17 protein-coding genes and 3 tRNA genes are annotated in these 22,859 nt (G+C 69.7%); 16 read left to right on the plus strand and 4 right to left on the minus strand.

The window, feature by feature from the left end; genetic code table 11:
• Positions 1-93: 93 nt before the first annotated feature.
• Positions 94-1,938, minus strand: coding sequence for a dihydroxy-acid dehydratase (gene ilvD / locus ATL45_RS20385; protein ID WP_093146722.1), 1,845 nt, complete (start codon positions 1,936-1,938; stop codon positions 94-96).
• A gap of 352 nt (positions 1,939-2,290) precedes the next feature.
• On the minus strand, positions 2,291-2,761 hold the full coding sequence (locus ATL45_RS20390) for a PH domain-containing protein (RefSeq protein WP_246025454.1): 471 nt from the start codon (positions 2,759-2,761) through the stop codon (positions 2,291-2,293).
• 395 nt (positions 2,762-3,156) lie between these two features.
• On the opposite strand from ATL45_RS20390, the gene ATL45_RS20395 reads away from it, so the two are divergent.
• The 8 genes from ATL45_RS20395 (at position 3,157) to ATL45_RS20430 (ending at position 13,682) form a co-directional block, all read left to right on the plus strand.
• A complete protein-coding gene (locus ATL45_RS20395) occupies positions 3,157-4,986 on the plus strand; it encodes an acetolactate synthase large subunit (protein WP_093146720.1) in 1,830 nt (609 codons plus the stop codon).
• 7 nt (positions 4,987-4,993) lie between these two features.
• The gene (ilvN, locus tag ATL45_RS20400; RefSeq protein ID WP_093146719.1) at positions 4,994-5,500 is read left to right on the plus strand and encodes an acetolactate synthase small subunit; all 507 of its coding nucleotides are present in this window, start codon (positions 4,994-4,996) and stop codon (positions 5,498-5,500) included.
• A 245-nt stretch (positions 5,501-5,745) separates the two neighbouring features.
• Positions 5,746-6,741, plus strand: a complete 996-nt coding sequence (gene ilvC, locus ATL45_RS20405) for a ketol-acid reductoisomerase (protein ID WP_093146718.1) — start codon at positions 5,746-5,748, stop codon at positions 6,739-6,741.
• A 416-nt stretch (positions 6,742-7,157) separates the two neighbouring features.
• Positions 7,158-7,403 (plus strand): DUF397 domain-containing protein, encoded by a 246-nt coding sequence (locus tag ATL45_RS20410; RefSeq protein ID WP_093147605.1) that lies wholly within the window; start codon positions 7,158-7,160, stop codon positions 7,401-7,403.
• A gap of 320 nt (positions 7,404-7,723) precedes the next feature.
• On the plus strand, positions 7,724-9,319 hold the full coding sequence (gene serA, locus ATL45_RS20415) for a phosphoglycerate dehydrogenase (RefSeq protein WP_093146717.1): 1,596 nt from the start codon (positions 7,724-7,726) through the stop codon (positions 9,317-9,319).
• A 292-nt stretch (positions 9,320-9,611) separates the two neighbouring features.
• Entirely contained in the window at positions 9,612-10,655 is a 1,044-nt protein-coding gene (locus ATL45_RS20420) for a 3-isopropylmalate dehydrogenase (protein ID WP_093146716.1), read from the plus strand.
• 325 nt (positions 10,656-10,980) lie between these two features.
• The gene (gene cimA, locus ATL45_RS20425) at positions 10,981-12,612 is read left to right on the plus strand and encodes a citramalate synthase (protein ID WP_093146715.1); all 1,632 of its coding nucleotides are present in this window, start codon (positions 10,981-10,983) and stop codon (positions 12,610-12,612) included.
• A gap of 287 nt (positions 12,613-12,899) precedes the next feature.
• Positions 12,900-13,682, plus strand: a complete 783-nt coding sequence (locus ATL45_RS20430; protein WP_093146714.1) for a fumarylacetoacetate hydrolase family protein — start codon at positions 12,900-12,902, stop codon at positions 13,680-13,682.
• Positions 13,683-13,766: 84 nt separating this feature from the next.
• On the opposite strand, the gene ATL45_RS20435 is transcribed toward ATL45_RS20430, so the two are convergent.
• Positions 13,767-14,996: an FAD-dependent oxidoreductase gene (locus ATL45_RS20435; protein WP_093146713.1), complete on the minus strand. Its 1,230-nt coding sequence runs from the start codon at positions 14,994-14,996 to the stop codon at positions 13,767-13,769.
• Between the two features lie 104 nt (positions 14,997-15,100).
• On the opposite strand from ATL45_RS20435, the gene gltX reads away from it, so the two are divergent.
• The 5 genes from gltX (at position 15,101) to ATL45_RS20460 (ending at position 18,543) form a co-directional block, all read left to right on the plus strand.
• Positions 15,101-16,600, plus strand: coding sequence for a glutamate--tRNA ligase (gene gltX / locus ATL45_RS20440; RefSeq protein WP_093146712.1), 1,500 nt, complete (start codon positions 15,101-15,103; stop codon positions 16,598-16,600).
• A 162-nt stretch (positions 16,601-16,762) separates the two neighbouring features.
• The gene (locus ATL45_RS20445; protein ID WP_246025455.1) at positions 16,763-17,509 is read left to right on the plus strand and encodes an HAD family hydrolase; all 747 of its coding nucleotides are present in this window, start codon (positions 16,763-16,765) and stop codon (positions 17,507-17,509) included.
• A 162-nt stretch (positions 17,510-17,671) separates the two neighbouring features.
• Positions 17,672-17,743 (plus strand) — tRNA-Gln (locus ATL45_RS20450).
• Positions 17,744-17,807: 64 nt separating this feature from the next.
• A tRNA-Glu gene (locus tag ATL45_RS20455) sits at positions 17,808-17,880 on the plus strand.
• A gap of 590 nt (positions 17,881-18,470) precedes the next feature.
• Positions 18,471-18,543 (plus strand) — tRNA-Glu (locus ATL45_RS20460).
• A 228-nt stretch (positions 18,544-18,771) separates the two neighbouring features.
• On the opposite strand, the gene ATL45_RS20465 is transcribed toward ATL45_RS20460, so the two are convergent.
• The gene (locus ATL45_RS20465; protein ID WP_170210288.1) at positions 18,772-19,473 is read right to left on the minus strand and encodes an IclR family transcriptional regulator; all 702 of its coding nucleotides are present in this window, start codon (positions 19,471-19,473) and stop codon (positions 18,772-18,774) included.
• A gap of 88 nt (positions 19,474-19,561) precedes the next feature.
• On the opposite strand from ATL45_RS20465, the gene leuC reads away from it, so the two are divergent.
• The 3 genes from leuC to ATL45_RS20480 all read left to right on the plus strand — a co-directional run bounded on the left by leuC (position 19,562) and on the right by ATL45_RS20480 (position 22,524).
• A complete protein-coding gene (leuC, locus tag ATL45_RS20470; RefSeq protein ID WP_093146709.1) occupies positions 19,562-20,965 on the plus strand; it encodes a 3-isopropylmalate dehydratase large subunit in 1,404 nt (467 codons plus the stop codon).
• 25 nt (positions 20,966-20,990) lie between these two features.
• Positions 20,991-21,593 (plus strand): 3-isopropylmalate dehydratase small subunit, encoded by a 603-nt coding sequence (leuD, locus tag ATL45_RS20475; protein WP_093146708.1) that lies wholly within the window; start codon positions 20,991-20,993, stop codon positions 21,591-21,593.
• 232 nt (positions 21,594-21,825) lie between these two features.
• Entirely contained in the window at positions 21,826-22,524 is a 699-nt protein-coding gene (locus tag ATL45_RS20480; protein ID WP_093146707.1) for an HU family DNA-binding protein, read from the plus strand.
• Positions 22,525-22,859: the final 335 nt, after the last annotated feature.

The raw sequence follows: 22,859 nt of genomic DNA on the forward strand, positions 1-22,859 counted from the left end.
CCACCTCCTGGGCCTCCGCGCCAACACTAGTTCCCGAGAACGCGAGAACGGGCCCGCATCCGGCAGATGCGGGCCCGTTCTTCCTGCGGACGGTTACTTGTTGACGTCGCGGACCGCGCCGTAGGAGGCGGAGGTGGCGAGGCGGGCGTAGGCGCGCAGGGCCGCGGTCACCTTGCGCTCGCGGCCCACCGGGGTCCACGGCTGCTCGCTGGCGTCCATCTTGGCGCGGCGCTCGGCCAGGACCTCGTCGGAGACCAGCAGCTCCAGCTTGCGCTCGCGGACGTCGATGAGGATCTGGTCGCCGTCTTCCACCAGGCCGATCGTGCCGCCGTTGGCCGCCTCGGGGGAGATGTGGCCGATCGACAGGCCGGACGAACCGCCGGAGAAGCGGCCGTCGGTGATCAGCGCGCACTTCTTGCCCAGGCCGGAGCCCTTCAGGAACGCTGTCGGGTGCAGCATCTCCTGCATGCCCGGCCCGCCCGCGGGGCCTTCGTAGCGGATCACGAGCACCTCTCCGGGCTGGATCTCCTTGTTCAGGATCGCCGAGACGGCCTGCTCCTGGCTCTCCAGCACGCGCGCCGGGCCCTGGAAGTACCAGAGCTCCTCCTCGACGCCCGCGGTCTTGACCACGGCGCCCTCCTCGGCGAGGTTGCCCTTGAGCACGGCCAGCCCGCCGTCGGCGGTGTAGGCGTGCGCGACGTCGCGGATGCAGCCGCCCGCCGCGTCGGTGTCCAAAGAGGACCAGCGGTTCTCGGTGGAGAACGCCTTCGTGGTGCGCACCCCGCCCGGCGCGGCGTGGAACAGCTCGATGGCCTCCGGCGACGGCGATTCGCCGCGGATGTCCCACTTGTCCAGCCACTCGGTGAGGCTCGCGCTGTGCACCGAGGAGACGTCGCGGTGCAGCAGGCCCGCGCGGTCCAGCTCGCCCATGATCGCGGAGATGCCGCCGGCCCGGTGCACGTCCTCCATGTGGTAGTCGGAGTTCGGGCTGACCTTCGACAGGCACGGCACCCGGCGGCTGGTCTCGGCGATGTCGTCGAGGTCGAAGTCGACCTCGCCCTCGATCGCGGCGGCCAGCGTGTGCAGGACCGTGTTGGTGGAACCGCCCATCGCCATGTCCAGCGCCATGGCGTTCTCGAACGCCTTCTTGTTCGCGACCGACCGCGGCAGCACCGACTCGTCGTCCTCGCCGTAGTAGCGCTTGGCGATGCGCACCACGGTCCGGCCGGCTTCCCGGAACAGCTCGCGGCGCGCGGCGTGCGTGGCCAGCGTCGAGCCGTTGCCGGGCAGCGCCAGGCCGAGCGCCTCGGTGAGGCAGTTCATCGAGTTCGCGGTGAACATGCCCGAGCAGGACCCGCAGGTCGGGCACGCCGAGCGCTCCACCTCGCTGAGCCCGTCGTCGTCCACGGCGGAGTTCGCCGACGCGGCGATGGTGGTGATCAGGTCGGTCGGGGCCTGCGCCACGCCTTCCACCACGACGGCCTTGCCGGCCTCCATCGGCCCGCCGGAGACGAACACGGTCGGGATGTTCAGCCGCATCGCGGCGTTGAGCATGCCGGGCGTGATCTTGTCGCAGTTGGAGATGCACACCAGCGCGTCCGCCTGGTGGGCGTTGACCATGTACTCCACCGAGTCGGCGATCAGCTCGCGCGAGGGCAGCGAGTAGAGCATCCCGCTGTGGCCCATCGCGATGCCGTCGTCCACCGCGATGGTGTGGAACTCCCGCGGCACGCCGCCGGCCTCGCGGATCGTCTCGGCCACCACGTCGCCGAGGTCGCGCAGGTGCACGTGCCCGGGCACGAACTGGGTGTAGGAGTTGGCGATCGCGACGATCGGCTTGCCGAAGTCGTCGTCGGTCATACCGGTGGCACGCCAAAGCGACCGAGCGCCAGCGGCATTCCGTCCATGAGTAGTAGTCCGAGAGCGCAGCTGAGGCATATGAGAGCTTCCTTCTGGCTGGTTTGCGTGGCGGTGCCGGTAGCGGAACCTCAGCGGTTCCCCGGCTCCGGGATCCCGTTCTGATGTATGGCCCAATACACGGCGAACGGGCTGTCCTCGCCAGGAAACCGCTGAGAACCCGCGGCGGTGCAAGCTGCGAGGGTGGGCTATGCGCCTGCGGCGCATGCGACCACTACCGCCGGTGTGGCGGTGCGGCTTCGCGGTTGCGGTTCACCGCTGAAAGCGGTGCTTGCCCGGCGATCGTTGTGTCCCAGACGAACCGCACCAAGCCCGCCCCGGGATCAGTTCGGACCGCGCCTTGTGGGCGCGGGGAGTGGCGGTGCCGCCGAGATTACTCCTGCGATTCCGGGTTGGGGAGGCGCCCACCGCTCATCACCGACAGGCGGGGCAGGTCGCGCACCCGCACCGCGGGCAGGGTGATCTCCTTGCCGGAGGTCAGCACCGCCTTGAGCCAGCGCTTCTCGTCCAGGCGCAGCGACGTGACCTCGTCCCACCCGAACCGGCCGCCGCCCAGCGCGGTGCGGACCTTGACCTGGTCCTGACCCACGGTGGTGCGGGTGCGCAGGATCCACCAGGCCAGGCCGAGCGGGATCAGGTAGACCAGCAGGCCCCACGGGTATGCGGCCCAGGCCAGCGGGGTGGCGCAGACGAGGATGGCGAGCACGGCGAGCAGCGATACCGGGGTGATCCGGAAGGTGAGCGACTTCGGGAGCTCGGGCCGCTTCGGCTGCTCGGAGCTCGCCGGGGCGTCGGCGACCTGGTCGTTTTCGGGCTGCTCGGGCTGCTGCGGGGTCTCGCTCACGCTGTCGATGGTCTCACCTGCGCTCGCGCGGCCGCCAAGGTCCCGTGGTCCGGCGGGCGCGGAACTCGTCACGACCATGACACGGCCGGGCGCGGCGTACGTCACACGAATGGTGAGCAGGGTGCCTCTGACCTGGGGATACGTCGTTCCTGGTGGTGGTTCCGGGCGTCCCAGGTGTCCACCATGCGGGAGGATCGTCCCGCATGGTTTGACGGAACGTGGTGCGTTGATTAACGTCCTTGCCATGCTGCGACTGCACGACATTCTCGTACTTCCCCGGCGCGTCGACGCCTAGGAAGTTCGCAGCGTCGACGCGCCAACCCTCGTGGGGCCATTTGTGGTCCGCGGGGGTTTTTTCGTGTCCAGCCCAACCTACCGACCTTGAGGCAGACCCGATGACCAGCGCCAACACCAGGCAGAATCCGGTCCCGGCGCCCCCGCCTGGACGCCGTCCGAAGCCCGCACCGCCCAGCGGTGCCCCAGTGAAGGTGACCGGTGCGCAGGCACTGGTGCGCTCCCTGGAATCCGTGGGCTGCGAGATCGTCTTCGGCATTCCGGGCGGCACCATCCTCCCGTCCTACGACCCGCTCCTCGACTCGCAGAAGGTCCGCCACGTGCTGGTCCGCCACGAGCAGGGCGCCGGGCACGCCGCCACCGGCTACGCCCAGGTCACCGGCGAGGTCGGGGTGTGCATGGCCACCTCGGGGCCGGGCGCGACCAACCTCGTCACCGCGCTGGCCGACGCGCACATGGACTCGGTGCCGGTGGTGGCCATCACCGGTCAGCAGAGCACCGCGATGATCGGCTCCGACGCCTTCCAGGAAGCCGACATCTGCGGCATCACGCTGCCGATCACCAAGCACAACTTCCTGGTCACCAACCCGGACGACATCCCGCGCACCATCGCCGAGGCGTTCTACATCGCCGCCAGCGGCCGCCCCGGCCCGGTGCTGGTCGACATCCCCAAGGACGTTCAGCAGGCCACCACCTCGTTCTCCTGGCCGCCGGAGATGAAGCTGCCCGGCTACCGGCCGACCAGCAAGCCGCACGGCAAGCAGGTCCGCGAGGCCGCCAAGCTGATCACCGAGGCGCACCGCCCGGTGCTCTACGTCGGCGGCGGCGTGATCAAGGCCGACGCGCACGCCGAACTGCGCGAACTGGCCGAGCGCACCGGCATCCCGGTGGTGACCACGCTGATGGCGCGCGGCGCGTTCCCCGACTCGCACCCGCAGCACCTGGGCATGCCCGGCATGCACGGCACGGTCGCCGCGGTCACCGCGATGCAGCGCGCCGACCTGCTGATCGCGCTGGGCGCGCGCTTCGACGACCGGGTCACCGGGCAGCTGGCGTCGTTCGCGCCGGAGGCCAAGGTCGTGCACGCCGACATCGATCCGGCGGAGATCTCCAAGAACCGCCACGCCGACGTGCCGATCGTCGGCGACTGCAAGGACGTCATCGCCGAGCTGATCGATGCGGTCGGCACCGCCACCACCGAGCACGGCACGGCGGACCTGACGCCCTGGTGGGCGCAGCTCAACGACTGGCGCGAGCGGTTCCCGCGGGGCTACGAGTGGCCGGCCGACGGCAGCCTGTCGCCGGAGTACGTCATCGAGCGGCTGGGCAAGATCGCCGGGCCGGAGGCCATCTACGCCGCGGGCGTCGGCCAGCACCAGATGTGGGCCGCGCAGTTCATCGACTACGAGAACCCGCGCACCTGGCTGAACTCCGGCGGCCTGGGCACCATGGGCTACGCGGTGCCCGCCGCGATGGGCGCCAAGGCGGGCGCGCCGGACAAGGCGGTGTGGGCGGTCGACGGCGACGGCTGCTTCCAGATGACCAACCAGGAACTGGCGACCTGCGCCATCGAGGACCTGCCGATCAAGGTCGCCATCATCAACAACGGCAACCTGGGCATGGTCCGGCAGTGGCAGAACCTGTTCTACGCCGAGCGCTACTCGCACAGCGACCTCGGCACCCACAAGCACCGCATCCCGGACTTCAAGCTGCTGGCCGAGGCCTACGGCTGCGTCGGCCTGCGGTGCGAGTCCAAAGAGGACGTCGACAGCGTCATCCAGCGCGCGATGGAGATCAACGACCGCCCGGTCGTGATCGACTTCGTGGTGGGCGCCGACGCCCAGGTGTGGCCGATGGTGGCCGCCGGGACCAGCAACGACGAGATCATGGCTGCGCGCGACGTCCGCCCGCAGTTCGAGGACGAGGAGTGAGCGCGCGATGAGCCGACACACGCTCAGCGTGCTGGTGGAGAACGTCCCGGGCGTCCTGGCCCGGGTGTCCGGCCTGTTCTCCCGGCGCAGCTTCAACATCGAGTCGCTCGCCGTCGGCCCGACCGAGCATCCGGAGATCTCCCGGATGACGATCGTGGTCCAGGTCAGCGACCAGCCGCTGGAACAGGTCACCAAGCAGCTCAACAAGCTGATCAACGTGATCAAGATCGTGGAGCTGGACACCGAAGCGGCGGTGCAGCGGGAACTGCTGCTGGTCAAGGTCCGCGCCGACGCATCGGTGCGCAGCCAGGTCCTGGAAACGGTGCAGCTGTTCCGCGCGAAGGTGGTGGACGTCTCCCCCGAGGCGCTGACCATCGAGGCCACCGGAACCGCCGATAAGCTCGACGCGTTGCTGCGAATGCTGGAACCCTACGGCGTCCGCGAGATGGTGCAGTCGGGCACGATCGCGATCGGTCGTGGACCGCGCTCCATAACGGCCACTGCAGTGCGCTGAACACCCCCGCCACAGGCCGCAAAACTGAAGACCAGACTCGACCTGCGCAGCGGTGCCGGTAGCGGAACCTCAGAGGCCGCCTGAGCTCCGGGATCCCCGACTCATGTATGTCCAATACACAGCGCTGGGGCTGTCCTCGTCAGACGACCTCTGAGAACCCGCGGCGGTGCGAGTTGCGAGAAGTGGTCAAGCGGCTTCGCCGCTTACAAGCAGGTCGAACGTTCGAAAGGAAAAGCTGAACTCCCATGGCAGTTGAAATCTTCTACGACGCGGACGCCGACCTGGGTATCGTGCAGGGCCGCAAGGTCGCCGTCATCGGTTACGGCAGCCAGGGCCACGCCCACGCGCTGAGCCTGCGCGACTCGGGCGTCGACGTGCGGGTCGGCCTGCCGGAGGGCTCGAAGTCCCGCGCCAAGGCCGAGGAAGAGGGCCTGAAGGTGCTGACCCCGGCCGAGGCCGCCGCGGAAGCCGACCTGATCATGATCCTGGCGCCCGACACCAAGCAGCGCGAGATCTACGCCAACGACATCGCGCCGAACCTCAAGCAGGGCGACGCGCTGTTCTTCGGCCACGGCTTCAACATCCGCTACGGCCTGATCCAGCCGCCGGCCGACGTCGACGTCGCCATGGTCGCGCCGAAGGGCCCGGGCCACCTGGTGCGCCGCCAGTTCGTCGACGGCAAGGGCGTGCCGTGCCTGATCGCCGTGGAGCAGGACGCCTCCGGCAACGCCCAGGCGCTGGCGCTGTCCTACGCCGCGGCCATCGGCGGTGCCCGCGCCGGCGTCATCAAGACCACCTTCAAGGAGGAGACCGAGACCGACCTGTTCGGTGAGCAGGCCGTCCTCTGCGGTGGCGCCTCCGCGCTGGTGCAGACCGGTTTCGAGGTGCTGGTCGAGGCCGGCTACCAGCCGGAGATCGCCTACTTCGAGGTGCTGCACGAGCTCAAGCTGATCGTCGACCTGATGTGGGAGGGCGGCATCGCCGGTCAGCGGTACTCGATCAGCGACACCGCCGAGTACGGCGACCTCAGCCGCGGCCCGCGCGTGATCGACGCCCACGTCAAGGAGTCGATGCGCAAGATCCTGGCCGAGGTCCAGGACGGCACCTTCGCCAAGGAGTGGGTGGCCGAGGACGAGGCCGGCCGGCCGAACTTCACCAAGCTGCAGGCCGAGGGCAACGCCCACCAGATCGAAGAGGTCGGCAAGAAGCTCCGCGCGCTGATGTCGTGGACTTCGAAGTAAGTTCCAGGCTCATCCTGCGTAGCGGTGCCGGTGGCGGAACCTCAGAGGCCGCCTGGCTGCGGGATCCCGTTCTTATGTATGACCAATACACGGCGAACGGGCTGTCCTCGCCGGGCGACCTCTGAGAACCCGCGGCGGTGCGAGCGTCGTAGGTGGGTTGTGCGCCTGCGGCGCATGCGGTCTTGACGGTGCGGTGCCGGTCGCTCATCGCGGTCGCTGTCCACTGCTGTGGGCATGGCCCGTGAGCTGACGCCGCTCCCGGATTTCGGCGGCGCGCTACCCGCGCGGACTGCCGATGCGAACGGCCCGGTGCACCCCACAAGGGGCACCGGGCCTCGTGCCGTCGACGCGCCGCGGCGGGATTTTCCCGTTTGCCAGGGGTGGAATCGTCGCTGCGGGTGAGGTCTACAGTACGCATCGTGAGTGAGAACGAGATCGTCGACGACAAGGCGCACATCCGCCACGAGCTGGACTTCTCCGCCGCGGAGTGGATCACCAGCACCGACGACCCTGACGAACCCGGAGTGGAGATCGCGTTCGTCGGCGGCTACGTCGGCATGCGCAACGGCGCGGACCCGGACGGGCCGGTGCTGGTCTTCACCCCGGAGGAGTGGGACGCGTTCGTCGCCGGTGCCAAGGACGGCGAGTTCGACGAGCCGTGACCGGCGGGCTGCGCGGGTCGCTCCGCGCAGTCCTCGCTGTTTCATCCCGCGCTCTGGGACGGTCGCGTAACCGGGGGTGCACGGACAGTTCGAACCACTAGGCCGATTTAGTGGCAATTCACCCCACGGGCCTCGCGCCGTTCTATTCGCACCCGGGCTGATCTGCGATAATGCCGGTCAACCGGATTATCCGGGCGGATTGTTCCGAACCGGTGATCCGGGCTACACCCTTGTGAACGCTTTCTCAATCTCCCGTTAAACTCCCCACCCGTCCGGGCACATCGCCGTGCCGACCGTGATCTTCCACCTGGAGTTCGCCCGTGACCAACGCAAGCCGTCCTGTCGTCCTGATCGCCGAGAAGCTGGCTCCGTCCGTGATCGACGCCCTCGGGGACGGCGTCGAGATCCGCAACGTGGACGGCACGGACCGGCCGGCGCTGCTCGACGCCGTCGCCGAGGCCGACGCGCTGCTGGTCCGTTCCGCCACCAAGGTCGACGCGGAGGTGCTGGCCGCGGCGAAGAAGCTCAAGGTCGTCGCCCGCGCCGGGGTCGGCCTGGACAACGTCGAGGTGCCCGCCGCCACCGAGCGCGGCGTGATGGTGGTCAACGCGCCCACCTCCAACATCGTCTCGGCCGCCGAGCACGCGATGGCCCTGCTGCTGGCGGTGGCCCGCAACGTCCCGCAGGCGGACGCGAGCCTCAAGGGCGGCGCGTGGAAGCGCAGCTCCTACGGCGGTGTCGAGCTCAACGGCAAGACCGTCGGCGTGGTGGGCCTGGGCAAGATCGGCCAGCTGTTCGCGCAGCGGGTCGCCGCCTTCGGCACCAAGCTGATCGCCTACGACCCCTACGTCTCGGCCGCTCGCGCCGCCCAGCTCGGCATCGAGCTGGTCTCGCTGGAGGAGCTGCTGGCCCGCGCCGACGCGATCTCCATCCACCTGCCCAAGACGGCCGAGACGCTGGGCCTGATCGGCGCCGAGGAGCTGAAGAAGGCCAAGCCCGGGCTGCTGATCGTCAACGCCGCCCGCGGTGGCCTGATCGACGAGGACGCGCTGTACGACGCGCTGCGCAACGGCCAGATCGGCGGCGCGGGCATCGACGTGTTCAAGACCGAGCCGACCACCGAGAGCCCGCTGTTCGAGCTGGACAACGTGGTCGTCACCCCGCACCTGGGCGCCTCCACCGCGGAGGCCCAGGACCGCGCGGGCACCGACGTGGCCCGCTCGGTGCGGCTGGCGCTGCGCGGCGACTTCGTGCCGGACGCCGTCAACGTCCAGGGCGGTGCGGTCGGCGAGGAGGTCCGCCCGTACCTGTCGCTGACCCAGAAGCTCGGCCAGCTGCTGGCCGCGCTGCTGGGCACCACGCCGAGCTCGGTGACCGTCGAGGCGCGCGGTGAGCTCGCCGACGAGGACGTCTCGGTGCTGCAGCTGGCGGCCCTGCGCGGCGTGTTCGCCGGTGCCGTGGAGAACCAGGTGACCTTCGTCAACGCCCCGCAGCTGGCCGAGGACCTGGGCGTGCAGGTCGAGGTCACGACCTCGCCGGAGAGCCCGAACCACCGCAGCGTGGTGACGGTGCGCGCCGGCCTGGCGGACGGCCGCACCGCGCGCGTCTCGGGTGCGCTGTCCGGCTCGAACCTGGTCGAGAAGCTGGTGGAGGTCAACGGCCGCAACTTCGACCTGCGCGCCGAGGGCAACGTGCTGCTGCTGGAGTACCCGGACCGCCCGGGCGTGATGGGCAAGGTCGGCACGCTGCTCGGCGAGGTCAGCGTGAACATCGAGGCCGCCACGGTCAGCCAGACCACCGACCGCTCCGAAGCGATCATGCTGCTGCGCGTGGACCGTCCGGTCGAGCAGGGCGTCCTGGAGCCGATCGGCGCCGCGGTCGGCGCTCGCATCGTCCGCACCGTGACGTTCGAGTAAGGGTTTTTCCGCTCAGCGCGGGGTGTGCCGGTTCCGGCGCACCCCGCGCTTTGCTTTGGGCGGTTCGGGCCGTTACTGCTCGGTCAGGTGAGGCTCGGGCGGTCCGCGATGTGGGAAGCGCCCAGGAGCGCAGCAGGGAACCCGGGCCCTCTCACTCTTTCGGGGGTCCCACAGTCCGGGAGGCTTCATCCACTTGGTGGGCCCGGCATCCCGCTCGCCGCGCCCGTGCCGGTAGCCTTCGGCTCAACAGTTCGAGCCCCGCAGGTCGGGGTGGTTCTCGGGAGGTGTGTAGATGCGGCTCGCTGTGATCCCCGGCGACGGGATCGGGCCGGAGGTGATTGCCGAGGCACTCAAGGTCCTCGGTGAGGTGGTGCCGGATACCGAGATCACTCGATACGACCTGGGAGCCGCGCGCTGGCACGCGACGGGAGAACTGCTGCCCGAGTCCGTTCTCGGTGAGCTCCGCCAGCACGACGCGATCCTGCTGGGCGCGGTCGGCGACCCGTCGGTGCCCAGCGGCATCCTGGAGCGCGGCCTGCTGCTGCGGCTGCGCTTCGAGCTCGACCACCACGTGAACCTGCGCCCGGCGCGGCTGTACCCGGGCGTGAAGAGCCCGGTTGCCGACCCGGGTGAGATCGACATGGTCGTGGTTCGCGAGGGCACCGAGGGTCCGTACGCGGGCAACGGCGGCCTGCTGCGCAAGGACACCACGCACGAGATCGCCACCGAGGTCAGCATCAACACCGCGTTCGGCGTGGAGCGCGTCGTGCGCGACGCCTTCGCGCGCGCCGCTGCCCGGCCGCGCAAGCACCTGACGCTGGTGCACAAGACCAACGTGCTCACCCACGCCGGCTCGCTGTGGTCGCGCGTGGTGGAGGAGGTCTCGCTGCAGTACCCGGACGTCACCGTGGCCTACCAGCACGTGGACGCCACCACCATCCACCTGGTCACCGACCCGGGCCGGTTCGACGTGGTCGTCACCGACAACCTGTTCGGCGACATCATCACCGACCTGGCCGGTGCGGTCACCGGTGGCATCGGGCTGGCCGCCAGCGGCAACATCGACGCCACCCGCCGTAACCCGAGCATGTTCGAGCCGGTGCACGGCAGCGCGCCGGACATCGCCGGGCAGGGCGTGGCCGACCCGACCGCCGCGGTGCTGTCGGTGGCCATGCTGCTCGACCACGTGGGCCTGGCCGAGGCCGCCAAGCGGGTCGAGGCGTCGGTGGCGTTCGACCTGGCCACCCGCGACCACTCGGCGCCGGGTGCGACCTTCGCCATCGGTGACCGGCTCGCGGCCCTGGTCTCCTCCCGCGAGGTGGCCCCGCAGGCCTGATCGCTCAGCGCACGAAGGGCGTCCCGATCCGGGGCGCCCTTCGCGTTGTCCGGATGTGCAACCTCCTGGGTTGTTCCTCGGCGCGGAGCCGGATTCGGAACTTCCGCCGTCCGGATCGTGGGAAGTTCCGGTCAGCTGGTGATCCGGTGCCGCGTTGTGGCAGCATGGGGCCGTGGCTTTCCGCAGTGTGATCATTATTGGCGAGCGCGCCGGGTAGACGACTCCGCACCCCGGCGCGCTGACCTCTCGCATCCTGCGGGGGGTCTTTTTTGTTGCCTGCGCCCGCCGCACCCACCCGTTTCCGACGCCACCGGGAGAAGATCCAGTGACCCGCACCCAGCCCGCCGGAACCCCTCTGGGCGACGATTTCCACGTCTACGACACGACCTTGCGGGACGGCGCGCAGCGCGAGGGCATTTCCTACTCGGTCACCGACAAGATCGCCGTCGCGCGGCTGCTGGACTCGCTCGGCGTCGGCTTCGTCGAAGGCGGCTGGCCCGGCGCGCTGCCCAAGGACACCGAGTTCTTCCACCGCGCCGCGCAAGGAGAGCTCGAACTCCGGCACGCCGCGCTGGTCGCGTTCGGATCCACCCGCCGCGCCGGGGCCAAAGTGGACGAAGATCCGCAGGTGCGGGCGCTGCTGGAATCCCGCGCGCCGGTGGTGACCCTGGTGGCCAAATCGGACCGCAGGCACATCGAACGCGCGCTGCGCACCGATGTGGCGGAGAACTGCGCGATGGTCGCCGACACGGTGCGCTACCTCGTGGGCGAAGGACGCCGGGTGTTCCTCGACGCCGAGCACTTCTTCGACGGCTACGCGTTCGATCCCGACACCTCGCTGCGCGTGCTGGAATCCGCGGTGCAGGCGGGCGCGGACGTCGTGGTGCTGTGCGACACCAACGGCGGGCAGCTGCCGCTGCAGCTCGCCGAGACCGTCGGCGAGGTCGCCGCGCGCACCGGTTTCCGCCTCGGGATCCACTGCCAGGACGACACCGGTTGCGCGGTGGCCAACAGCATCGCCGCGGTGCAGGCCGGGGCCACGCACGTGCAGTGCACCGCCAACGGTTACGGCGAGCGGGCGGGCAACGCGGATCTGTTCGCGGTGATCGGGAATCTGGCCGCCAAGCTCGGGATGCCGGTGCTGCCGGAGGAGAAGCTGCGCGAGCTCACCCGGACCTCCCACGCCCTCGCCGAGATCGCCAACCTGGCGCCGGACACCCACCAGGCCTACGTCGGGCAGTCGACCTTCGCGCACAAGGCGGGATTGCACGCGAGTGCGATCAAAGTGGACCCCGAGCTGTACAACCACATCGATCCCGCCGTGGTGGGCAACGGGATGCGGGTGCTGGTCACCGAGATGGCCGGGCGGGCCAGCCTGGAGCTCAAGGGCGCCGAGCTCGGCCTCGACCTCTCCGCCGCGCCGGAGGCGGTCACCGGCGCGGTCCGCCGGGTCAAGGAGCTCGAAGCGCGCGGCTGGTCCTTCGAAGCCGCGGACGCCTCGCTGGAACTCCTGCTGCGCGGCGAGATGGCGACCACCACCGGTGCCGATCCGGTGGAAGCGCCGTTCGAGCTGGAGTCCTACCGGGTGGTGCTCGACCACCGCTCCGACGGCGAGGTGATCGCCGAAGCGACCGTGAAGGTGCACGTGGCGGGGGAGCGGGTCATCGCGACCGCCGAGGGCAACGGCCCGGTCAACGCGCTGGACGCGGCGCTGCGCGAAGCGCTCGTCCCGCACCTGCCGTGGCTGGAGTCGGTGGAGCTGGCCGACTACAAGGTCCGCATCCTCACCGACGCCCGCGGCACCGACGCGGTGACCAGGGTCCTGGTGGAATCCCGCGACGGCGAGGAGGAGTGGACCACGGTCGGCGTCCACGCCAACATCGTCGAAGCCAGCTGGCTGGCCCTCTGCGACGCCCTGGTCTACAAGTCCTCCCGCCCGGCCTTCGCCACCCGCTGACCCCGCGCCCGGCGTGAGGTGGGACGCAATTTCAATGGAAATCACGTCTTCGATTTCAATGGAAGTTGCGCCCCGCGTCGGCGTGCCGGGTGCCCGGCACACCGACGACCTCCGCGATTTCAAGGGAAATCCGATGTCCGACTTCCCTTGAGATCGCGGCAGGACCGGACACGGCGCCGACTGGTCGTCGGGGCCGGCGAGCCCGGTGGCGTCGCCGCCGACGCCGGGGGCGGCGTGCGGGGATAGGCTTTCGGTGGAGAATCCACAGTTGATCGCGGAGGTTCGTCTTGCGCTTGGCACGTGTCGCCCACTCCTCCGGGGTGTCCTTCGTGGCCCTGGAGCCGGATCCGGCTGCGCCGAAGGAGAAGGTGCTCGCGGTCGAGATCGACCAGCACCCGTTCGGCGATCCCACCTTCACCGGGCGCAAGTGGCCGATGGCCGATGTGCGGCTGCTCGCCCCGATCCTGCCCACGAAGGTCATCTGCATCGGCAAGAACTACGCCGACCACGCGAAGGAGATGGGCGGTGAGCCGCCGGCCCAGCCGGTCATCTTCATGAAGCCGTCCACCTCGGTGATCGGCCCGAACTCGCCCATCAAGCTGCCGCCGAACTCGGAGCGGGTGGACTTCGAGGGCGAGCTGGCCGCGGTCGTCGGCCAGCCGTGCAAGGACGTCCCGGAGGCGCGCGGCACCGATGTGCTGCTCGGCTACACGATCGCCAACGACGTCACCGCGCGCGACCAGCAGCAGGCCGACGGGCAGTGGACCCGGGCCAAGGGCTACGACACGTTCTGCCCGCTGGGGCCGTGGATCGACACCGAGGTCGACCCGGCGGACCTGGCCATCCGGACCGAACTGGACGGTGAGCTCAAGCAGGACGCGCGGACCTCGCTGCTGCTGCACGACGTCGGCGCGCTGGTGTCGTGGATCTCGCGCGTGATGACGCTGCTCCCGGGCGACGTCATCCTCACCGGCACGCCGGCCGGGGTGGGCCCGATGCGCGACGGCCAGAAGGTCTCCGTCTCCATCGACGGCCTCGGCACCCTCACCAACCCGGTCCAGCAGGCCTGAACCGGTTCTCCCGCCGCGCGGTGAAGGGCGCTTTTCGCCGACTGAGTCGGTGAAAAGCGCCCTTCTGCTTTCCCCAGGCGGAGTTCAGCGGAGGGCTGAGCGGGGCGGGCGCTCGCGGACCGCGCCGTAGGCGAGGACGTACGGCGGGATCTTGCGCAGCCACGGGAGCTTCGCCGTCGCCCGGATGGGCAGCGGGAGGCGGGCGGTGCTGCCGAAGTCGATCTCGCCCTGCAGCGCGGGGACGATCGCGTTGTCGTGGATCACGCGCTGGAGCCGCTGGATCAGCACGGTCGTCGGCCACCGCCGCCGCTGCACCGCCGCCACGTGCTTGCGCTCCAGGCGGCCTTCGCGCAGCGGGTCGGCCAGGTAGCGCGCCGCCGCGACCGCGTCCTGCACCGCCAGGTTGATGCCGATCCCGCCCACCGGCGACATCGCGTGCGCCGCGTCGCCGATGCACAGCAGGCCCGGCACGTGCCACTTGCGCAGCCGGTCCAGCTTCACCTGCAGCACCTTGACGTCGTCCCAGTCCGCCACCAGCTCCCGCCCGGCCAGCCACGGCACCCGGCGCACCAGACCCTCGTTGAACTCCTCGATGGGCCGGTTGCGGCCCTCCGCGTCGGTGCCCTTGGCGATGATCGCGGCCACCTGGAAGTAGTCGCCGCGGTCGAGCATCGCGAGGAAGGTGCGGTCGCGGATCAGCCCGATCGCACCCGCCGGGTCGTCCGGCAGGCGCGGCACCCGGAACCACCGGACGTCCATCGGCGTGGGGAAGTCCTGCAGGCGCAGCTCGGGCATCGTGCGCACGAACGACTTGCGGCCGTCGCAGGCGACCGTGATGGTGGCGCGGATCTCGCCGGTGCCGCCTTCGGCCGTGCGGTAGCGAACGCCGTTGACGCGGCCGCCTTCGCGGATCAGCTCGGTCGCCTCGGTGTTCATCCGCAGCGAGAAACCGGGCTCCTGCTTGGCCGCGTCGGCGAGCATGTCCAGCAGGTCCCACTGCGGGACCATCGCGATGTAGTTGTACTTCATCTTCAGCGCGCTGAAGTCGCCCAGGGTGAACAGCTCGCCGTCCTGGCCGATCGGCAACCTCACCCGGTTCAGCCGGCGCTGCGGGAGCTCGTTCAGCCGCTCGGCCAGGCCGAGTTCGTCGAGCAGGTGCAGGGTCGTCGGGTGCACCGTGTCGCCGCGGAAGTCGCGCAGGAAGTCGTCGTGCTTCTCCAGCACGGTCACCTCGACGCCCGCGCGCGCCAGCAGCAGTCCCAGGACCATGCCCGCCGGGCCGCCCCCCACGATGCAGCAGGTGGTTCGCTCCATTGCGATCCCCTCCAAGTTTTTCAACGCTTGTTGAATAAGGTCAGGATGCGCCTCCGGGACGCGCTCGTCAAGCGCCGCCGCCCGGTGGCTACGCTGGATGTGTTATGAGCACGCCAGAAGCAGCAGCAACAGCAGCCGACGCCAGGCCCCTCCGGGCCCGGTTCTGCCCCTCGCCGACCGGCATCCCGCACGTCGGCCTGATCCGCACCGCCCTCTACAACTGGGCCTTCGCCCGGCACAACAAGGGCACCTTGGTGTTCCGCATCGAGGACACCGACGCCGCCCGGGACAGCGAGGAGTCCTACCAGGCGCTGCTGGACGCGCTGCGCTGGTTGGGCCTGGACTGGGACGAGGGCCCCGAGGTCGGCGGCCCCTACGGCCCCTACCGGCAGAGCGAGCGGCGCGACATCTACGCCGACGTCGCGCAGCGGCTGCTCGCCGCCGGTGAGCTCTACGAGTCCTTCTCCTCGCCCGAGGAGGTCGAGGCCCGGCACAAGGCGGCCGGCCGCGATCCCAAGCTGGGCTACGACAACTTCGACCGCGAGCTCACCGAGGAGCAGGTGGCCGCGTTCCGCGCCGAGGGCCGCAAGCCGGTGCTGCGGCTGCGGATGCCCGACCGCGACATCGCCTTCACCGACCTGGTGCGCGGCGAGATCACCTTCCCCGCGGGCAGCGTGCCCGACCCGGTCCTGGTGCGCGGCAACGGAGATCCGCTCTACACCCTGACCAACCCGGTCGACGACGCCATGCAGCGCATCACCCACGTGCTGCGCGGCGAGGACCTGCTGTCCTCCACACCGCGGCAGATCGCGCTCTACGAGGCGCTGCAGCGCATCGGTGTCACCGACTTCACGCCCGAGTTCGGCCACCTGCCGTTCGTCATGGGCGAGGGCAACAAGAAGCTCTCGAAGCGCGACCCGCAGTCCAACCTGTTCCACCACCGCGACCGGGGTTTCCTGCCCGAGGGCCTGCTGAACTACCTGGCGCTGCTGGGCTGGTCCATCTCCGAGGACCGCGACGTGTTCAGCCTGGACGAGATGGTCGAGGCCTTCGAGATCGGCCGCGTCAGCTCCAACCCGGCGCGCTTCGACCAGAAGAAGGCCGATGCGATCAACTCCGCGCACCTGCGCGCGCTGGCGCCGGACGACTTCGTCGAGCGGATCGTGCCCTACCTGGTCAACGGCGGAGTGCTGCCCAGCGAGCCCACCGAGCAGCAGCTGGGCATCGTGCGCGCCGCGGCGCCGCTGGTGCAGGAGCGGCTCGTGGTGCTCTCCGACGCCGTCGGCATGATGGCCTTCCTGTTCGCGGGCGACGAGTTCACCCCGGAGCAGGCCTCCGCGGACAAGGCCCTCGGCGAGGACGCCAAGCCGGTGCTGGAAGCGGCCATCGACGCCCTCAGCGCGCTGCCGAAGTGGACCACGGCGGCCATCGAGCAGGCGCTGAAGGACGCGGTCGTGGACGGCCTGGGCATCAAGCCGCGCAAGGCCTTCGCCCCGGTCCGCGTCGCCGTCACCGGCCGCACGGTGTCGCCGCCGCTGTACGAGTCGATGGAACTCCTGGGACGCGAGGTCTCCCTCGCCCGCCTGCGCAAGGCCCTGGGCTGAACCACCGCGCCCCGCCGGAGCTCTTCCGGCGGGGCGCGCTGCGTGACCGGAGGTGGTCGCGCTCACCCCGGATGCCGACTGACGCGCCCAAGCGGAAATGGGCCGACAGGATCACCGTGTTGGCCGAATCGGACGCAGCGGGTGAGCGCCTAGCCTCTCGGGGTGACATCCGCGCCTCAGCCTCCCGCCGCACCCGCACCCGGACAGCTCAAGGCCGTGTGCCTCGACGTCGACGACACGCTGCTGGACGGCCAGCGCGCGTCCCGGCAAGGCCTGCGGGAGCTCGTGGGCACCGACCGCGCCTGGCCGGTGTGGGAGCGCACCACCGACGACTACTACGCGCGGTTCGTCAACGACGAGCTCGACTTCGACACGATGTGCGTCCAGCGCACCAAGGCCTTCTTCGCGGCCTTCGGCGAGCGGATCGACGACATCGAAGCCGCCCGCCGCGAGAACATACGCATGGCCGCCATGCAGCGCGCCTGGAGCCTCTTCGACGACGCCCGGCCCTGCCTGGACTGGATGCGCGACAGCGGCCTGAGGCTCGCCGTCATCACCAACGCGCCGAGCGTCTACCAGCGCAAGAAGATCGCCGCCGTCGGCCTCGCCGACGCCTTCGACGTGCTCGTCATCTCCGGTGAGGTCGGCGTGGCGAAACCCGACCCGCAGATCTTCGAGGCCGCCTGCGAGGCGCTGGGCCTGCGCCCCGGCGAAGTCGCCCACGTCGGCGACCGCCTCGACACCGACGCACTCGGCGCCGCCCGGGCCGGCCTGCACGGCATCTGGCTCAACCGCGACCACCGGGCCCCGGCGACCACCGAGGTGCCGACCATCGCGAGCCTGCACGAACTCCCCGAACTCCTCGTCGGCGACCTGCCCGCCGTCCCGGTGCCCGAGCTGATCCCCTGAAACCCCGCCACAACCGCCGCGACCTGCGACGATCCCGTTAACCCACCCCCCATTTCAGACCCCTGGAGCGATGGTCTAATATTCTTACCAACGCAGCGGACAGCAGTCCGGAAGCCGAACTCCCCGGAGATCGGAAAAAGGACAACTGGCCGCGCGGCACCATGGGGTATGGTGTAATTGGCAGCACGACTGATTCTGGTTCAGTTAGTCTAGGTTCGAGTCCTGGTACCCCAGCGAGCAGATCGCAAACTTGACTATGGGAGCTCTCCCGGCGTCGTGGAAGTGATCTCTCAAGCGTGGTCCCGTCGTCTAGCGGCCTAGGACGCCGCCCTCTCAAGGCGGTAGCGCGGGTTCAAATCCCGTCGGGACTACAAGGGTGGGAGGGCCCTGTTTGCTGAGAGCAAACAGGGCCCTTTCCGTGTTTGTATTGGGGGGCCGAGCCCCCCATGCCCCCCACGGTGCGGGGGTTGCTTATCGGGTGCTCCTTGCGTGGGGTGGCGTACCCGGCCTGGGTTCTGGACCAGCCTTTCGGCCTTGCGAGGGGTGGTGGGTCGCCTTTCGGGCTTGCGTGGGGTGGTGGGGTGGCTTTTGGCCTGTGGTGGGGGCTTTGTGGGTTCTGGGGTGGTTCGTGGGGTGGGGAACCTCCGCGATTTCGGTTGAAATCGGCTGGTTGTTGCCGCGGGCTTCGTCGAAAACGTGACGAAGCCGATTTCAATTGAAATCGCTGCACCACCCAAGGCGACCACCGCTTTGAGTCCAACCCGGCCCCGGACTCCACGGCACCTCTGCTCCCGACCCTGGCCCGGTATCACCACCGATCGCTTGGTGGGATGGCTCCTTCCGTTGTGGCGGGGGATCTTCGGTTTGGCTTGTGCGGGTGGGGTTGTGCTGGGGTTTTGGTTCTTTCGGGGGGTGGTGTTCGGGTGGGGTTTGGGGTGTTGTAGAGTTCTTCTCGTAACGCGGTCCCGTCGTCTAGCGGCCTAGGACGCCGCCCTCTCAAGGCGGTAGCGCGGGTTCAAATCCCGTCGGGACTACAAGGGGAAGCCCCACTCGTGATGTTCACGGGTGGGGCTTTTTCATGTCTTGGGGGCCTTCTCGGCGGGGGAGGGTGGAGTTGTGACGGGGAGCTCGCTCGTGTCGAGGTTTGCCGGTCTTCGGTGGGGATCTTCAAGTAGCGCGCCCGGTTCTGGGCGCTGGTGGTTGGGTTCTCACCGGTTTCGCGGGCGGTGCGGGGGTTCTCGCCCCCGCACCGCGCTCGCGGGTCACAGGCGGTTCTGGAGGGCTTCCGCTGCTGCCAACAGGTCTGCTGCCCAGCGGGCTCCCGGGCGGCGGCCCATCCGGTCGATCGGGCCGGATACCGAAATCGCCGCCACCACCGTTCCCTGGGAGTCCTTCACCGGGGCGCTCACGCTCGCCACTCCCGATTCCCGTTCCGCCACGCTCTGGGCCCAGCCCCGGCGGCGGACCTCCATGAGGGTTCGTTCGCCGAAGACCGCTTCCGCCAGGACCGCTCGCTGCGTCGCCGGGTCCGCCCAGGCCGCCAGGACCTTCGCTCCCGAGCCCGCCGTCATCGGCAGGGCCGTGCCCACCGGGACCGTGTCGCGGAGGCCGCTGGGGGGCTCTGCGGTCGCGATGCACAGGCGCTGCAAGCCGTCCCTGCGGTAGAGCTGGACGCTTTCGCCCGTGATGTCCCGGAGTTTGGGCAGTACTGTGGTCGCTGCCTCCAGCAACGGATCCACCGCTCCGCCGGCCAGTTCCGCCAGCGCCGCGCCCGGGCGCCAGCGCCCGTCCGAATCCCGGCGCAGGAGGCGGTGCACCTCCAGGCCCACCGCCAGGCGGTGCGCGGTCGCCCTCGGCAGGCCCGTGCGGCTGCACAGTTCCGCCAGGCCGCACGGTTCGTTGGCAACGGCCTGCAGAACGGCCACTGCCTTGTCCAGTACTCCGATGCCGCTATGCTGTCCCACGTACCGATACTAGCTTCCCGACATCTGGGAAGTCCACTCTGTGGGAAGACCCGTTCCGGGGTCTCGGCAGGCTCGACTGGGAGCAGCGATGGGAAAAACGCTCGCGGAGAAGGTTTGGGATGCGCACATCGTGCGCCGCGGTGAGGGGCACGAGCCGGACCTGCTCTACATCGATCTCCACCTGGTGCACGAGGTCACCAGTCCGCAGGCCTTCGAGGGGCTGCGGCTGGCCGGCCGACCGGTGCGCCGCCCCGACCTGACGCTGGCCACCGAAGACCACAACGTGCCCACCACCGGGATCGACCTGCCGATCGCCGACCCGGTGTCGCGCACCCAGGTCGAGACGTTGCGCAAGAACTGCGCGGAATTCGGCATCCGGCTGCACCCGATGGGCGATGCCGAGCAGGGCATCGTGCACGTCGTCGGCCCGCAGCTCGGGCTGACCCAGCCCGGCACCACGGTGGTCTGCGGCGACAGCCACACCTCCACGCACGGCGCGTTCGGCGCGCTGGCCTTCGGCATCGGCACTTCCGAGGTCGAGCACGTGCTGGCCACCCAGACGCTGCCGCTGAAGCCGTTCAAGACCATGGCCATCAACATCGACGGCTCGCTGCGCCCGGGAGTCACCAGCAAGGACGTGATCCTGGCCGTCATCGCCAAGATCGGCACCGGCGGCGGGCAGGGCTACGTGCTGGAGTACCGCGGCGAAGCGATCCGGCAGCTGTCCATGGAAGCCCGCATGACGATCTGCAACATGTCGATCGAGGCGGGCGCGCGGGCTGGAATGATCGCGCCGGATGAAACGACTTTCGAGTACCTGAAGGGACGTCCGCACGCGCCCGAGGGCGCCGAGTGGGACGCCGCCGTCGAGTACTGGCGCACGCTGCGCACCGACGACGACGCCACTTTCGACGCAGAGGTCACGCTCGACGCCGATGAGCTCACGCCTTTCGTCACCTGGGGCACCAACCCGGGCCAGGGCCTGCCGCTGGGCGAGCGGGTGCCGGACCCGGAGCAGATCGCCGACGAGGGCGAGCGCTTCGCCGCGGAGAAGGCGTTGGCCTACATGGGCCTGGAGCCGGGCACGCCGCTGCGCGAGGTGTCGGTCGACACGGTCTTCCTGGGCTCGTGCACCAACGGCCGCATCGAGGACCTGCGCGCCGCCGCGGACGTCTTGAAGGGCCGCAAGGTGGCGCAGGACGTCCGGATGCTGGTGGTGCCGGGCTCGATGAAGGTCCGCGTGCAGGCGGAGTCCGAGGGGCTGCACGAGGTTTTCACGGCCGCGGGCGCCGAATGGCGTTCGGCCGGTTGTTCGATGTGCCTGGGCATGAACCCGGACCAGCTCACCCCCGGCGAGCGCAGCGCGTCGACCTCCAACCGCAACTTCGAGGGCAGGCAAGGCAAGGGCGGCCGCACCCACCTGGTCTCCCCGCTCGTCGCCGCCGCCACCGCCGTGCGCGGCACCCTGTCCTCGCCCGAAGACCTCGACTGAAACCCACCCACCAGGAGCAGTGACGATGGAACCGTTCAAGACGCACACCGGGGTCGGCGTCCCGCTGCGCCGGTCCAACGTGGACACCGACCAGATCATCCCGGCGGTCTACCTCAAGCGGGTCTCGCGGACCGGCTTCGAGGACGCCCTGTTCGCCGCCTGGCGGGGCGACGAGGACTTCATCCTCAACCAGGAGCCGTTCCGCGCGGGCAGCGTGCTGGTGGCCGGGCCCGACTTCGGCACCGGCTCCTCCCGCGAGCACGCCGTGTGGGCGCTGAAGGACTACGGCTTCCGGGTGGTCATCTCCAGCCGCTTCGCCGACATCTTCCGCGGCAATTCGGGCAAGCAGGGACTGCTGGCGGCCCAGTGCGAGCAGTCCGATGTGGAACTCCTGTGGAAGCTGCTGGAGAACGAGCCCGGTACCGCCGTGACGGTGGATCTGGAGCGACGGACGGTGCACGCCAAGGATCTCACCGTGGCGTTCAGCATCGACGACTACACCCGCTGGCGGTTGCTGGAAGGCCTCGACGACATCGGGCTGACCCTGCGGCACGCCGAGACGATCGACACTTTTGAGCGGGCGCGACCCAGCTTCAAGCCCGCCACGCTGCCCGCTCCGGCAGGCTGATCGCGGCTTTCCCGGGTGGCGGATTCCTTCTGCTGTGCAAGGAGAATCCCGCCACCCGGGGCACAACTGAACAGTTGCTCCACGAGCACTGCGGCCCCGTTGCCCGGAGACGAATGCCCGCGCCCTGAACGAAAAAATGGGGCGTGGCGATTGGCATTTGTTTATCCGGGGCTTTACCGTTGACATTGAGTCGGCCCAACGGGGCCGTTGTTGTGTCCTGGGAGGGACTGAAGTGAACAAGGCCCAACTCATCGAGGCTCTGGCAGAACGCCTCGGAGACAAGAAGACCGCCAGCCAGGCTGTGGAAAACGTCGTGGACATCATCGTTCGCAACGTCAACAAGGGCGAGAAGGTCAACATCACCGGCTTCGGGGTTTTCGAGAAGCGGGCCCGCGCCGCTCGTACCGCTCGCAACCCGCGCACCGGTGAGTCCGTGAAGGTCAAGAAGACCAACGTTCCCGCCTTCCGCGCCGGCACCCAGTTCAAGGAAGTCGTGGGCGGCCAGCGGAAACTGCCGCGCCAGTCCTCGGTCAAGGCGGCCACCACCCGCGGTGCCACCACCCGGACCGCGACCGCCACCAAGGCTGCCGCCGGCACCAAGGCCAAGGCCACCGCCACGCGCGCCACCGCGGCCAAGACCACCGGTCGCGCGACCACGAAGGCCGCCACCACCAAGGCGACCACGACCAAGGCCGCGCCGAAGGCCGCCGCCAAGGCGACCGCGACCAAGGCCGCGCCGAAGCGGGCCACCAAGGCCACCACGGCCAAGGCGACCCCGGCCAAGGCGACCACCGCCAAGGCGACTCCGGCGAAGGCCACCACCAAGCGGACGAGCACCGCCAAGGCCAGCACCGCCAAGACGACCGCTGCCAAGACGACCCGTCCGGCGACCAAGAAGGCGACGACCACTCGCAAGTCCACCAAGAAGTGAGTGCTCGCCCCAGCAGCGAGCACCAGTGGACCGAGCGGGCGGTCATCTGACCCGGACACCGGGACGAGGTGCCGCCCGCTCTTCGGCAGGAAACCCCCCGACCGCGTGCGGCGGGGAGGCGATTCCGCCGACGTGCGCGGCGTCCGCTCAGGACGCCCGCGCGTGGTGCAAACGGGGTTGAGCGGGCCGTAGCCGCCGGGAAACCGGCCAGCTGCGCCTGCCACCCCGGTGGGCGGCGCGCAACGCCCACACGGCGCGATCAGCGCCGAACAGCGGTGCGCAGCCGCTTGATTCCGGAGCCGGGGCGTCGGCGAACCGGACGCCGACGCATCCGA

Source organism: Saccharopolyspora antimicrobica, assembly GCF_003635025.1.
GTDB lineage: Bacteria > Actinomycetota > Actinomycetes > Mycobacteriales > Pseudonocardiaceae > Saccharopolyspora > Saccharopolyspora antimicrobica.